Origin of the sequence: Xanthomonas arboricola pv. juglandis, from assembly GCF_001013475.1 — a bacterium.
GTDB lineage: Bacteria > Pseudomonadota > Gammaproteobacteria > Xanthomonadales > Xanthomonadaceae > Xanthomonas > Xanthomonas arboricola.
Window position 1 is genome coordinate 97,936 of record NZ_JZEF01000006.1, and the last position, 12,949, is coordinate 110,884.

Annotated in this window: 12 protein-coding genes; 3 read left to right on the forward strand and 9 right to left on the reverse strand. The window is 66.2% G+C overall.

What is annotated here, in order from left to right; genetic code table 11:
• The first annotated feature begins 244 nt into the window (after window positions 1-244).
• Complete coding sequence (locus XARJCFBP2528_RS19715; RefSeq protein ID WP_016901818.1) at window positions 245-1,831, forward strand: alkaline phosphatase D family protein; 1,587 nt, start codon at window positions 245-247, stop codon at window positions 1,829-1,831.
• 111 nt (window positions 1,832-1,942) lie between these two features.
• On the opposite strand, the gene XARJCFBP2528_RS19720 is transcribed toward XARJCFBP2528_RS19715, so the two are convergent.
• Entirely contained in the window at window positions 1,943-2,539 is a 597-nt protein-coding gene (locus tag XARJCFBP2528_RS19720) for a 4'-phosphopantetheinyl transferase family protein (RefSeq protein WP_026064171.1), read from the reverse strand.
• A gap of 126 nt (window positions 2,540-2,665) precedes the next feature.
• On the opposite strand from XARJCFBP2528_RS19720, the gene XARJCFBP2528_RS19725 reads away from it, so the two are divergent.
• Window positions 2,666-2,917 (forward strand): GlsB/YeaQ/YmgE family stress response membrane protein, encoded by a 252-nt coding sequence (locus tag XARJCFBP2528_RS19725; protein WP_016901812.1) that lies wholly within the window; start codon window positions 2,666-2,668, stop codon window positions 2,915-2,917.
• Between the two features lie 55 nt (window positions 2,918-2,972).
• Here the strand turns inward: XARJCFBP2528_RS19725 and XARJCFBP2528_RS19730 are convergent, their stop codons facing one another.
• Both XARJCFBP2528_RS19730 and xth read right to left on the reverse strand, forming a co-directional pair.
• On the reverse strand, window positions 2,973-3,410 hold the full coding sequence (locus tag XARJCFBP2528_RS19730) for a GFA family protein (protein WP_016901809.1): 438 nt from the start codon (window positions 3,408-3,410) through the stop codon (window positions 2,973-2,975).
• Window positions 3,407-4,186, reverse strand: a complete 780-nt coding sequence (xth, locus tag XARJCFBP2528_RS19735; protein WP_016901808.1) for an exodeoxyribonuclease III — start codon at window positions 4,184-4,186, stop codon at window positions 3,407-3,409. The genes XARJCFBP2528_RS19730 and xth overlap by 4 nt, the downstream gene beginning before the upstream one ends.
• Before the next feature lie 492 nt (window positions 4,187-4,678).
• On the opposite strand from xth, the gene XARJCFBP2528_RS19740 reads away from it, so the two are divergent.
• Window positions 4,679-5,827 carry an ROK family protein gene (locus XARJCFBP2528_RS19740; protein ID WP_016901805.1) on the forward strand — a complete coding sequence of 383 codons (1,149 nt, stop codon included), beginning with the start codon at window positions 4,679-4,681 and terminating at the stop codon, window positions 5,825-5,827.
• Between the two features lie 149 nt (window positions 5,828-5,976).
• On the opposite strand, the gene XARJCFBP2528_RS21715 is transcribed toward XARJCFBP2528_RS19740, so the two are convergent.
• The 6 genes from XARJCFBP2528_RS21715 to XARJCFBP2528_RS19770 form a co-directional block, all read right to left on the reverse strand.
• The gene (locus tag XARJCFBP2528_RS21715; protein WP_053052093.1) at window positions 5,977-6,774 is read right to left on the reverse strand and encodes a hypothetical protein; all 798 of its coding nucleotides are present in this window, start codon (window positions 6,772-6,774) and stop codon (window positions 5,977-5,979) included.
• Between the two features lie 40 nt (window positions 6,775-6,814).
• The gene (locus XARJCFBP2528_RS19750; protein WP_230724062.1) at window positions 6,815-7,681 is read right to left on the reverse strand and encodes a peptidylprolyl isomerase; all 867 of its coding nucleotides are present in this window, start codon (window positions 7,679-7,681) and stop codon (window positions 6,815-6,817) included.
• 124 nt (window positions 7,682-7,805) lie between these two features.
• A complete protein-coding gene (locus tag XARJCFBP2528_RS19755) occupies window positions 7,806-8,843 on the reverse strand; it encodes a glycerophosphodiester phosphodiesterase family protein (protein WP_016901798.1) in 1,038 nt (345 codons plus the stop codon).
• A 499-nt stretch (window positions 8,844-9,342) separates the two neighbouring features.
• On the reverse strand, window positions 9,343-11,070 hold the full coding sequence (locus XARJCFBP2528_RS19760) for a cation acetate symporter (protein ID WP_024937572.1): 1,728 nt from the start codon (window positions 11,068-11,070) through the stop codon (window positions 9,343-9,345).
• A complete protein-coding gene (locus tag XARJCFBP2528_RS19765; protein ID WP_039521212.1) occupies window positions 11,067-11,384 on the reverse strand; it encodes a DUF485 domain-containing protein in 318 nt (105 codons plus the stop codon). Before XARJCFBP2528_RS19765 ends, XARJCFBP2528_RS19760 begins: the two co-directional genes overlap by 4 nt.
• Window positions 11,385-11,468: 84 nt before the next feature.
• Window positions 11,469-12,851: a DcaP family trimeric outer membrane transporter gene (locus tag XARJCFBP2528_RS19770; RefSeq protein ID WP_047125022.1), complete on the reverse strand. Its 1,383-nt coding sequence runs from the start codon at window positions 12,849-12,851 to the stop codon at window positions 11,469-11,471.
• Window positions 12,852-12,949: the final 98 nt, after the last annotated feature.

The window sequence follows — 12,949 nt, forward strand, 5'->3', positions numbered from 1 at the left end:
CGGGTGGCGGCGCAGCGCAGGCTCACCATCCACCACAACTTGCCTTTGCCGATCTCCACGACTGTCGCAGCACGCGTGAACCGCCTTGCCACGACCTTGCCGCGCAGAGCTTGCGGTGCGTGCTGCACAACGCGGTGACTGCATCCATCCCCACAGGCCGGGCGCGTCGTGCAGCGCAATGGACACGCGCCGGTAAGACGGCGGCGCTATATCTGGGCGCCGCTGCCAGACGTTCGAGGATGCCATGACCGCCTCCGATCCCGCCCGCCGCCGCGTATTGCAAGGGCTGGGTGCCGGCCTGTTGTTGCCGGCCACTGCCGGTTGGTCCGCGCGCAGTCTGGCTGCGCCGTCCGGGCGGCCGCTGATCACCGATGGGGTGCAGAGCGGCGATGTCGTGGATGGCCGGGCGTTGCTATGGAGTCGCTGCGATCGGCCGGCGCGGCTGCGGGTGGAATGGGATACGCGCCCGAGCCTGCGTCAGGCGCGTCGCGTGGATGGCCCGATGGCTTCGCCAGCGCACGATTTCACTGCGCGGGTGGATCTGGGCGCATTGCCGCGCGATCAGGACATCTTCTACCGGGTGCGCTTCGAAGATGCCGACAACGGCGTCTTGGGCGCACCGGTGCACGGCCATCTGCGCAGTGCGCCGCAGGCGCGTGGCGATGTGCGCTTTGTCTGGAGTGGCGACACCGTCGGCCAGGGCTTCGGCATCAATCCGGACATCGGCGGCATGCGTATCTACAGCGCGATGCGCGAGCGCAACCCGGATTTCTTCCTGCACAGCGGCGACACCATCTATGCCGACGGCCCGATCCCGGCCGAGCTGATCGTGGAAGAGGGCAGGCGCTGGCGCAACCTCACCACTGCGGCCAAGAGCAAGGTGGCCGAAACGCTGGACGAATTCCGCGGCAACTACCGCTACAACCTGCTCGATGAGCATGTGCGTCGCTTCAATGCCGAGGTGGCGCAGGTCTGGCAATGGGACGACCACGAAACCACCAACAACTGGTCGCCCGGCAAGCAGTTGGACGAGCGCTATCAGGTGCGCGATATCGGGGTGCTCGCCGGTCGTGCGCGTCAGGCATTTCTGGAATACGCGCCGATGCGCGGTGTGCATGCCGATGGCAACGGGCGCATCTACCGCAAGATCAGTTACGGCCCGCTGCTGGATGTATTCGTGCTGGACATGCGCAGCTATCGCGGCGCCAACAGCGACAACCTGCAGCCGCAACCGAGAGCGGACGCGGCCTTTCTGGGGCCGCGGCAACTGGCCTGGCTGCAGCGCGAACTGGCCGGCTCGCGCGCGCAATGGAAGGTGATTGCCGCCGACATGCCGATAGGCCTGCAGGTGCCCGATGGGCAGGACGCCGCAGGCCGCGCGCGCTGGGAGGCGATCGCCAACGGCGATCCGGGCGTGCCGCGTGGACGCGAACAGGAGATCGCCACGCTGCTGCGTTTCATCAGCACAGCGCGCATTCGCAATACGCTGTGGCTGACCGCCGATGTGCATTATTGCGCGGCGCATTACTACCACCCGGATCGGGCGGCGTTTCAGCAATTCGAACCGTTCTGGGAGTTCGTGGCCGGCCCGCTCAATGCCGGCAGCTTCGGCCCGAATGCACTCGATGCCACCTTTGGCCCGACGGTGATCTTCCAGAAAGCACCGCCGGCGCCCAACCTGTCGCCACTGGCAGGATTTCAGTTCTTTGGCGAAGTGGAGATCGATGCACGCACCGGCGTGCTGACGGTGACCTTGCGCAATCTGGATGGGGTGGCGCAGTTCCGTCAGCCGATTTTGCCGCACGCTGCGACGCGGCCGGAACATGCCTGAGACGTCGGTCGGGCCAGCAACGCAAGCATCCATGTCAGGCACGTGCTGCACCCCGATACAGGACGCAGCGCGCACCTGCTCTGCAGCCACGCAGTAAAGCGATCTCCGTGCCTATTCGGCCGGCAACGGGTAGAACGCCAGCGCGGCGCGGCAGTCCGGTGCAGCCCACCATTCGTGCAACTGCCATTGCGCGGCATGGCCGAGCGCGGGGTCGCACCACTGCAACTGCAACGCGCCGTCGGGTGCCACTGCGTAGGCAAGCCGATGCAGGCCAAACGACAGGCCATGCCCGTACGCCTTGAGCAGCGCTTCCTTGGCGCACCACAGGCGAAAAAACAGCGCCTGTTGCGCGTCCGGCTGCAGGCCGGCCAGCAATGCGATTTCGTCGGCATGGAAAAATCGCTGCGCGATTTCCAGCAGACGTGGGCGTGCGCGGATGCGTTCCAGATCCACGCCCAGCCGCACGCCCTGCCCCAGGCCGACCAGCAGGTAGTCGCCGCTATGGCTCCAGCCGGTGTCCCGGTCGGGCAGGGCCGGCTGCAGCGACGGCCGCCCGCGCTCGTCGCGCCGCAGCGGCACCTGGGCGGGTTGCAGCGCCAGGGCCTGGCCCAGCAACTCGCGCGCCTGCGGTTCGCCACGCTCGCCATGCCGGTGCGGGCGCAGCCACAGCTGCACAGGGCCGATATGCCAGCTTGCGTGCGCTGTCACGCTGCGTGCACCAAGCACAACAGCCGCATGCGCGTGCGACCGCGCTCGACAGTCACTTCACGCCGGCCTGCGTTGAATGGCGCCCATGCACTACTTCCGGTGCGATCGCATGAGGAGTTCGGCAACATGGGCATCATCATCTGGTTGATCGTCGGCGGCATCGTGGGTTGGCTGGCCAGCATCATCATGCGTCGCGATGCGCAGCAAGGCATCATTCTCAATATCGTGGTCGGCATCGTCGGCGCGCTGATTGCCGGGTTCCTGTTCGGTGGCGGTATCAATCAAGCCATCACGCTGTGGACCTTCGTGTGGTCGCTGGTGGGTGCGGTGATCCTGCTGGCGATCGTCAATCTGTTTACCCGTGGCCGCGTGCGCTAAGCACGCATCCACTGATGGAACATCCAACGCCCGGGCTTGCCCGGGCGTTGTCGTTTCAGCCATCGACCGGAGCACGATCCAACGGATGGTGCACCCCATCTTCCACCGGCACGGCGATGTTCAACGCATAGGGATTGACGCCTTCCAGGCAACCGACGTTGTAGCCGTACTCGTTGGGATTGGAGCGCCGCCGATGATGCGTGTAGATACCGCACACGCCGCAGAAGTAATGCGCCGCCGCATGCGTGTTGAACTGATACAGCCGCAGCACATCCTCGCCCTGCAGCACGTGCAGGCCGTCCAGCGTCACCGAGGCGACGATGGCACCACGGCGGCGGCACATCGAGCAGTCGCAACGGCGCGGATCGAGCAGGCCGTGCGGCAGATCCAGATCAATCTGCACCGCGCCGCAGTGGCAACTCAGCCGATGCACCGGCCCCAGGGTGACCTCACCGACCTTGTGCGTGCTACGCCGCAGATGCCGCTCGCTCATGCGCCCGCCTCGGCCAGGCGCACCCAGGCCGGTGCGTGGTCGCTGGGGCGCTCCCAGGTGCGCGGTTCGCGGTCGATGCCCGCTTCCACCGCGCGTGCGCGCAAGGCCTCCGAGACCAGGGTCAGATCGATGCGCAGGCCCAGATTGCGGCGGAATCCGGCCTGGCGGTAATCCCACCAGCTGAACTGCTCGGCTTCCTCATGATGCAGCCGGAACGCATCGTGCAGGCCCAGCGCCAGCAGTTGTTCCAGCGCGGCGCGCTCGGCGGTGGAGGTGAGGATGTGGTGCTCGTTCCACACTGCCGGGTCATGCACATCGCGCGCATCCGGGGCGATGTTGAAGTCGCCCAGCACCACCAGCTGCGGGTACTTGTGCAGTTCCTGCGCCAGCCAGTCGTGCACCGCGGCCAGCCAGCGCAGCTTGTAGGCGTACTTGTCGGTGCCCACGTCCTGGCCGTTGACCACATACAGGTTGACGATGCGCACGCCATCGACGGTGGCGGCGATCACGCGCTGCTGCACGTCGTCGAAACCGGGGATGCCCATCTGCACGTCCAGCGCCGGCGAGCGCGACAGGATCGCCACGCCGTTGTAGGTCTTCTGCCCGCAGAACACGCTGCGATAGCCGGCAGCGGCCAGCGCCGCATCCGGAAACTTGTGGTCTTCCAGCTTGGTTTCCTGGATGCCGACCACGTCGGGCGCAAACGTGCCCAGCCACTGTTGCAGGTGCGGCAGGCGCACGTTGAGCGAGTTGACGTTCCAGGAGGCAATCTTCATGGCGTGGCGCGGACCGTGGTTCAAACCACCAATGGTACCGCGCCGCCGGAGTGTGCTCAGGGGCGTGGGGCGATGCGCACGCCAAGCTGTTTGGCGACCGGGCGTTCCCGCTCGGAGTGCCGGTGTGAATGAGACGATTGAGCGCGTGCAGGCGCACCGTCCACGCGCTCGGTCAGGGTGCTGGAGCCGCAGTCGGCGACCAGCATCCATCGCTTCTTGCGCGCGATCCAGGCCAGCGCGCTGCGCGGTTGGGCGCCTCGTCGTAGTCGGCGCGACTGGCCTCGCGTGGCTGGCGCTTGCCGTCGGCCATCTGCAGCTCGGCGGTGCAGGTCGAGCAGGGGCAGCAGGCTGCGGCCGGGAACACGGACAGGTGCGCAAGCGCGAGGCGGGATGACCGGTGATGACAGAGGCTGGCAATTCAATAACTTACTGTAAATTAATTATTTCAGCCGGACCGGGTAAGCTAGCGCCTCCCCCGTGCCACCGCTCGCCATGCCGTCCACTGCCACCGTTGCATTGCCGCCGCATTCGCCGAACTTTCCCAGCCTTAGCCGCAACGAGCGCGACATGCTCGACCGCCTGCGCCTGGCCGGCGTGCTCACCCGCGCCGACCTCAGCCGCGGCACCGGGCTGACCGTGCAGACTGCGGTGCGCCTGATCGAAGGCCTGCAGGCGCGCGGCATGGTCCACATGGGCAGCGGCGTGGCACGCGCCGGGCGCGGCAAGCCGGGGGTGGCGGTGTCGTTGAATCCGGCGCACGGCCACACCTTGGGCGTCTCCATCGCCACCGACGCGCTGAGCCTGGCGCTGGTGGACTTCGCCGGCCAGGTGCTGGCGGTCAGCGAGCTGCCGCTGGATGCACGCAGTGCCGACGCGGTGTTGCTGCAGCTGCAGGCCGGCGACGCGGCGCTGCTGGCAGGCCTGGAGCACGCGGTGGGGCCGCGGCTGGGGATCGGGCTGGCGATGAGCGGTTTTTTTACCGGCGAGGACGGGCGCATCAATCCGCCCGAGCCGCTGCGCGCGCTTGGCGAGTTCGCCCTGGCACCGTGGCTGGCGCAGGCCTGCACGCAGCCGGTGTGGATGGACAACGACGGCAGCGTAGCCGCCGCCGGCGAAGCGATGCTGGGCGTGGGCCGTCGACATCGCGACTTTGCCTACCTCTACCTCAGCTACGGGTTCGGCGGTGGCCTGGTCATCGATGGCCAGGTCATGCGCGGTGCGCGCGGCAGTGCCGGTGAATTCGCCGGCATGCTGCCGGCGCAGAAGCTCGAACGCGCCACGCTGGAACTGCTGCGCGAACTGCTGGCCGACGACGGCGTGGCGTTTGCCGACGTGCGCAGCCTGCTGGCCGCCTACGACCCGACTTGGCCGGCGATCGAGCGCTGGATCGCGCGTAGCGCGCCGGGAGTATCGTTGATCGTCTCGGCGATCACTGCGGTGTGCGACCCGGAAGCGATCGTGTTCGGTGGCCGCCTGCCGGCCGACCTGGCCCGGCGCCTGATCGCCGCCGTGCAGATCGACAACCTGCCGCGTCGCGGTCAGGGCAGGCCGATGCCGCTACTGCTGCCGGCCGAGGCACCGGCCGACGCCTGCGCGATCGGTGCGGCGACGCTGCCGTTGAAGGCGCGCTACTTCCGTTGACTGCTGGCGCAATGCTTGCTGCGTCATCGGACGCGGGCGAGCGCAGCGCGCCATTGACGATGCTTCAGCACGAGACCGCGTAGCGGCGGCAACGCCGTCAGGGGCTGGACGCGATGCGCAGACGACGCTGCGACAACCGCAGGCCTGCTTCACTCCCGTTGGCCAGCGCCCTGACCCGCACAGCAGTGCGCATGCAGCTCGCGGGCCAGTGCAACCACCTGCTGTTTGGTGTGCGCATCCATGTCTTCGAACATCGCTTCGCCAGGTAGCGGTTGTGCGTCCGGCAAGGGATGCCCGAACGGCTGCTCGGCGACCAGCCGCCAGGCGTCGCCATACAGCGATTCGGCGGTGCCCGGCAGCGGCGATGACAGCAATTGATCAAGCACCGGCATGGCAGCGCGATGACCACGCATGGCCAAGTCTTCCAGCGCCACCAGCACCTGGTCTGCCTCGGCATGATCGGAAGCAGACGGCGGCGCCAACAGGCCGTCTGCCGCCGCAGGCACCTGACGCTCCAGCACGGCGCTTGCCCGCCGACGCAGCAGCTCGATCTGCGCATCCACATTGCCGGCGGCGGCCGACTGACGCAACAGTTGATCCACCTGTGCGTATTCGCCGGCCCCGACGTGACGGCATGCCGCGCGCTGCAGCGCCTGCGGGTCCAACCGGTTTCCGGCGCCTGCCGTCGCAGCGTCGCCGAGTCGGTCGATATCGTCCAGTTCGATCCCATCGCGCGTGGGCTGCGACGTCTCGGCGATCAATGCGCAGCGTGCATACCGTTGCGCACGCGCGTAGCCGGCCGCAGCGCTGCCCGATGCACTCGCCGCAGCAGCGTGCGAACCTGCACCTGCACCTGCAGCGGATGTCGCCTGCGCTGGGGTGTCCTTGTGCATCGGCGCCGGTGGCGAAGGTGCGCCACCGGCGCACAGCACAGCGCAGCGGCCCATGCCAATCCGAGCCAGCGTGCATGCGTGGCACGACGCGTGGTCATTGCAGGGCCTGGCGGTCGCGGTTGTCGGCAGGCTGCGCTGCATGGCCCGATGCAGCGGCAGCGTCCAACCTAGCCGAATGCGCCTGCGCCAGCTGCGCGATGGCGCGGTCACGTGCTTCTTCGCGTAGCTGCGCCTCGATCATGGCGCCGACGTTGTCCAGGGTCGCAACGTGTTTTTCCTCCAGCCGGATCAGGTGATACCCGCCCGGCCCACGCACCGGCGGTGAGACCTGACCGGGCGTCAACGCACGCACCGCCGCCTCGAACGGCTTGGCCAGATACAGGCCGAACATCGACGACAGCTGGCCGCCCTCGTGCGCAGTGGCCGCATCGTCGGAGTCGCTGCTGGCCAGCTGGCCGAAATCCGCTCCGGCGTCCACGCGGCGACGCAGCGCCTGCGCGCGCGCCAGTGCCTGCGCCTGACTCAATGGATGCCCGGCACGCGCACCGCTGTCGGGCTGCTCTGCGATAAAGAGATGGCTGAGCCGGAACTCGTCGAAATCGCCGGGCCGCTCAGCGAAGCGTTGCGCGATCTGGGCCTGGGTGATCGTCGCATCCAGCAACAGGCGATTGCGTTCGGCCTGCGCCAGCACCGTGTCCGGATCGGGATCGGCGCGCACCATGGCTGCTAGCTGCGGGTCGTCGGCGAGTCCATCTGCTTTGGCACGTTCGACCAGCACCTCGCGCTCGATCTGCGAGGCAACACGGTCCTGACCCGGGTGCGAGTCCTGCCCGACCGGCGCAGCAGCACCTGCTGACATCGCGCCAGCCGACATGGGCAGCCGCGCAGCGAGCAGACAGGTAGCGGTCGTCGTTGCGCCCAGCAGCCAACGCCAACCCATCTTCATGCTTGCCGACGTCATTGAAACCACTCCAGCATCTGACATGAGGTTTCCTTCAAAAGAGTCGCATCGTGGCGATCGAACCATGCGGTGCCCGGTGTAGGGTCGAGCCTCCACACCGGGCACCTCTCATACGATCAGCCTGTTACGGCGCGTAATGCGATACGCGTCGGCCGTTGGTCTTGAGCACGCGCATGGTGGTCTTCGGGTCGTCGGTGGTGATCGGCCCGAAGCGCTGCGACATCCGGAAGCCGGTATCTCCGCGATGGTCGGCGGTATCGGCATTTCCCTGGTAAGCCGGAGCGAATTTTTCCGCCAGCGTGTAACAGCACGAGCCGTTGTTGTTGTAGAACTTGCCGGCCACCGGACCATCGGGAATGGCCTGGAACACGCCGATGCGCTTGCCTTCGGCACGCGCGGCATTCTTCTGGCCTTGCAGCAGGCCATCGTCCTGCTTGACGTTGATCTCCAGCGTATGTGCATAGCTCTGCCACTCGACCCGGCTGGCCGGCACGTCGATGCTCGACAGCATGTTGGTGGTGTAGACCGGGATGGCGTGCACGTACCTGGAGTTGCCGACAAATGCTGCCGGATGCGGGAACAACGTGGCATTGACCTTCATCGCCACCACCTGCTCGGGATGGTTGGGGAATGCGCGCAATGCAGCGGTATGCACGGCACGTACGCCATCGGCCGTCTTGACGTCGAAGATCAACGGCAGCTGCATGTTGTTGTTCTTCCAGTACGCGAACAGCTCGTCCAGGCTGTAGACCTGCCAACCGGTGACGGTGCTGCGGTCGGGCGTGAGCAGATGCAGCCTCTTGATCGTGGCCAGCGGCAGGCTGCTGACGGTCGGGTTGGCGCCCTGATTGGTTGCCGGGTTGTACTTTCCTCCGCCCACCACTGCATACACGTCGGTGGTGCGGCCAAGATTGAAATCGTGCATCAGTATCGGCATGCCGTCCTGGGTGATCTTGACGTCCAGCTCCACACCGTCCATGCACTGGACGTCGGCGGTGAGCACCGCGCGGCTGGAATTTTCCGGAAGCGCTGCATCACCGGAATATTTGCCCCACAGGCCGCGATGGGCCAGGACCAGGGTGTCGGCGGTGAATGTGTCGTTGAGGATTTCGGCCATCTTGTGGGCGGTGTTGCCGCACGATGCCGCAGCAAGTTGCGGCATTGCAGCCAGCACGGCCAGTGCGCCAAGCAGGCGGCAGGCACGGGCAAGCGGATGTGGAACGAGAGCGGTCGGCATGGTCTATGTCCCGGTTGTAGAGGCAAGAAAGGCAAGGGATGGACGAGAGCCGAGGGGTCGACGCCATCGGCGAACTCGCTTGCAGCGCACTCACCAGCCGGTCGATACCGGGGGAGAGGCCAAGCCGCGCGTGATCAGCGTTCGGCTTGCTGGCCAATTTAGTCACTCTCCATGAATTAATTGTTTCTGCGAGATGGCGATCTGTCGCGCATGCGCGATGTGGCGCGGCGATGCGCAGTGATGCATGGCATGCGCTGCGATGCACGCGGCAGCAGCACATTGGTGCTTGCCGGCTCCACTAAAGTTGCAGCTCCGCATACCCGCGCAGCGGGCGTTGTGCAGCTGACCGCAAGCGTTTGCCAAAACGCAGAACGCCGGCACAAGGGCCGGCGTTCTGCGCTACATCCAGCGATGGACCGATGCGTCAGTGACCCGACGCACCGCTGGCACCCAGGCCGGTTTCGGCACGGATCTGCTGGGCCTTGAACGCGGCACGTTCGTTGGCGGCCTGCGGGCTGTGATCCAGGATCGAGAACAGCCAGATGCCGACAAAACCAATGGTCATCGAGAACAGCGCCGGCGAGGTGTACGGGAACGGCGCCGAACCGGCTGCGTTGCCCAGCGTGTCCACCCACACCGACGGCGACAGGATGGTGAGCACCAGCGAGGAGACCAGGCCCAGGAAACCGCCGACCACCGCACCGCGGGTGGTGCAGTTCTTCCACAACAACGACAGGATCAGCACCGGGAAGTTGGCCGAGGCCGCGATGGCGAACGCCAGCGACACCATGAAGGCCACGTTCTGCTTCTCGAACACGATGCCCAGCAGCACTGCGATCACGCCCAGCACCAGGGTGGTGGCACGCGAGACCTTCAGCTCCGAACCAGGCGCCGGATTGCCCTTCTTGATCACCGTGGCGTACAGGTCATGCGACACCGCCGAGGCGCCGGACAGGGTCAGGCCTGCGACCACCGCCAGGATGGTGGCGAAGGCCACCGCCGAGATGAAGCCCATGAACACGTTGCCGCCGACCGCATTGCCGACCAGCACCGCTGCCATGTTGGCCGCGCCCTTGCCGCCGTGGATGGTGCCGGTAGTGACGTCCGCGAACTGCGGGTTGGTCAGCACCAGCGCGATCGCGCCAAAGCCGATGATGAAGATCAGGATGTAGAAGTAGCCGATCCAGGTGGTGGCCCACAGCACCGACTTGCGCGCCTGCTTGGCATCGGGAACGGTGAAGAAGCGCATCAGGATGTGCGGCAGGCCGGCGGTGCCGAACATCAGCGCCATGCCGAACGAGATCGCCGAGATCGGGTCCTTCACGAAGCCGCCCGGGCCCATGATCGACAGGCCGGCCTTGGCCGCGTCCTCCGGCGATGCACCGCCATTGGCCGCAATGGCCGTCTTCACCCGCACGCCCTCGGCAAACAGCGCCTCGAAGCTGAAGTTGAAGTGCCACATGATCGCCACCGCCATGAAGGTCACGCCGGTCAGCAACAGCACCGCCTTGATGATCTGCACCCACGTCGTGGCGGTCATGCCGCCGAACAGCACGTAGACCATCATCAGCACGCCGACCAGGGTCACCGCCACCCAGTAGTCCAGGCCGAACAGCAGCTTGATCAAGGCACCGGCACCGACCATCTGTGCGATCAGATAGAACAGCACCACCACCAGCGTGCCCGACGCGGCAAAGCTGCGGATGGCGGTCGGCGCGAAGCGATAGCCGGCCACGTCGGCGAAGGTGTACTTGCCGAGGTTGCGCAGCCGCTCGGCCATCAGGAAGGTCAGGATCGGCCAGCCGACCAGAAAGCCGATCGCATAGATCAGACCGTCGTAGCCATTGGCCATTACCGCCGCGGTGATGCCCAGGAACGAGGCCGCCGACATGAAGTCGCCGGCGATCGCCAGGCCGTTCTGGAAGCCGGTGATGCCACCGCCGGCGGTGTAGAAGTCGGAGGCCGACTTGGTCTTGGCCGCCGCCCACTTGGTGATCCACAAGGTGCCCAGCACGAAGAAGCCGAACATGCCGATCGCCACCCAGTTGGTGGGCTGCTTGTCGACCTGGCCCATGTCGCCGCCGGCGGCCAGCGCGATGCCGGCCGGCATCAGCCCGGCCAGGATCAGGAGAAGGCGCGAATACTTGCTCATTTGCGGGCTTCCTCGAGGATCTGCGCGGTCAGCTGGTCATAGGTGTTGTTGGCGCGGCGCACGTAGATGGCGGTGATGACGATGGTGAACACCATCACCCCGATCGCGATCGGAATGCCGATCGAGGTCACGCCGGCACCGATCGGCTTGGCGAGGAATTCCTTGTCGAAGGCGATCAGGCCGATGTAGCCGTAATAGGCCAGCAACATCAGCACGGTGAGGGTCCAGCCCAGCGCGTTGCGCTGGCGCTTGAGTGCGTGGTACTTCGGATTGGCATCGATCTTGGCGATCAGTGCGTCATTCGAGACGGTCATTGTCTGTCTCCTGGTAGAGCGCTGGTAAAACGACGGTGGCCTTGCCCGTCCCACCGCAGTGGAACGAGCCGCCGGTGGCAGAAACTAGAAGCTGTACTTGGTGGTGAATTGCAGGCGCGAAATGTCGCCGCTGTCGCCGTTCTCGGCTTCGCGACGGCCATACATCAGCTCCGCGCCCACATCGACCTTGGGCAGCGGCGAATAGAACACGTTGGCGCGGATGCTCTGCTGCGATTTGCTCGCAAGCGCGCCGGTATTGGCGATGTCGTGGTCGTAGTTCACGCGCGAATACATGATCGTGCTGCGCAGCTTGGCGTTGTAGTCGTGGCGCCAGGCCACCCAGCCGGCGATCGTGCTGACGGTCTGGATATTGCCGTCCATGTCGATCTCCACATCCGAGCCGTTGCCCAGGCCCAGATAGCGCCCCAGGCCCTCGCCGTAGCTGAGCTGGTAGCGCAGATCGTTGTTGGAATTGATGATCCAGCGGCCGCCACCGGCAATCGCGCCGCCGAAGTCGGTGTCGTTGGTCAGCGCGCTGCGCGTGCGGTACTGGCGCGCGATCGCCGACAGGCCGAACGTGCCCCAGGTGCCCTTCCAGTTGTAGCGCGCGGTCAGGTCCGGCATCGCACCGTGGTCGGAGGCCAGGATGGTGTTGCCGCCCTGGTAGGGCGTGGTCAGCGTCTCGGGATTTTCCGCCGACACGCTGAAGGCGCCACGGGTGTAGCGGATCTGGGTCTGACGGCTGAACAGTGCGCCGTCGGTCGGTCCGACGATGTCGGCGGCCTCGGGCAGGATCGTGGAATCGATGAAGTTGGACCAGGTCTGGCCGGCCAGCCAGTTGTTCCAGCTCACGTAGGCGTGGCGCAAGGTGCCGCCGTACAGATTGTTGACCTGATTGGCCAGCGCGTTGCCGAAGAAATCCAGTTCGATGAAGCCGGTGATCTTGTCGCCGTTTTCGGTGACGGTGTCCACGCCCAGGTTGAAGCGCGAGAACTTGGCATGGAAGTCGGTATCGGTGCTCGAGGCCTGGCCACCGACCGGCGTCTGGGTCGGGATGTACAGGTAACGGCCCACCGCGCCTTCGGGCAATGCGCCGTCGGAGGTGCGGGTGGTCATGAAGTCGGCCTTGATGAAACCACCGTAACGGAACGTTGTCCCCGCCGCTGCGTTCGGTGTGATGCTGGTCAGCTGGATCGGCCGCTTGCCGGCCGGCACCACAGGCGCGGCCGGTGCCTGTGCCTGCGCAGCGCGCACCTCGGTCACCTGGGTCTGCGTCTGCGTGATCTGGCCCTGCTGTTGTTGCTGCGCCGACACCAGCAGCTGGACCTGACGCTCGAGCTCGGCAATGCGTGCTTCCAGCGCCTTTTCCTTGGCGGTCTGCGCGAACGCCACGCCCGGCAGGATGCTCGCCACGAACAAGGCAGCCGCCAGCGGATGGCGCACCAACGGTGCAGTACGGTGTGTCATGGACCCCTCTCCCCGATAAGGCCTCGCGCTTGATGGCGATGCTGTGCGGAGCGTGAGGCAGTCCGCGCTTTGGAGCCTATTCGCCTTTGGTCGTAGCT

Bases quoted from the DNA above. Each gene is read 5' to 3' on its own strand.
- XARJCFBP2528_RS19715 (WP_016901818.1), top strand. From the start codon at position 245: ATGACCGCCTCCGATCCCGCCCGCCGCCGCGTATTGCAAGGGCTGGGT.
- XARJCFBP2528_RS19725 (WP_016901812.1), top strand. From the start codon at position 2,666: ATGGGCATCATCATCTGGTTGATCGTCGGCGGCATCGTGGGTTGGCTG.
- XARJCFBP2528_RS19730 (WP_016901809.1), bottom strand. From the start codon at position 3,410: ATGAGCGAGCGGCATCTGCGGCGTAGCACGCACAAGGTCGGTGAGGTC.
- xth (WP_016901808.1), bottom strand. From the start codon at position 4,186: ATGAAGATTGCCTCCTGGAACGTCAACTCGCTCAACGTGCGCCTGCCG.
- XARJCFBP2528_RS19740 (WP_016901805.1), top strand. From the start codon at position 4,679: ATGCCGTCCACTGCCACCGTTGCATTGCCGCCGCATTCGCCGAACTTT.
- XARJCFBP2528_RS21715 (WP_053052093.1), bottom strand. From the start codon at position 6,774: ATGGGCCGCTGCGCTGTGCTGTGCGCCGGTGGCGCACCTTCGCCACCG.
- XARJCFBP2528_RS19750 (WP_230724062.1), bottom strand. From the start codon at position 7,681: ATGACGTCGGCAAGCATGAAGATGGGTTGGCGTTGGCTGCTGGGCGCA.
- XARJCFBP2528_RS19755 (WP_016901798.1), bottom strand. From the start codon at position 8,843: ATGCCGCAACTTGCTGCGGCATCGTGCGGCAACACCGCCCACAAGATG.
- XARJCFBP2528_RS19760 (WP_024937572.1), bottom strand. From the start codon at position 11,070: ATGAGCAAGTATTCGCGCCTTCTCCTGATCCTGGCCGGGCTGATGCCG.
- XARJCFBP2528_RS19765 (WP_039521212.1), bottom strand. From the start codon at position 11,384: ATGACCGTCTCGAATGACGCACTGATCGCCAAGATCGATGCCAATCCG.
- XARJCFBP2528_RS19770 (WP_047125022.1), bottom strand. From the start codon at position 12,851: ATGACACACCGTACTGCACCGTTGGTGCGCCATCCGCTGGCGGCTGCC.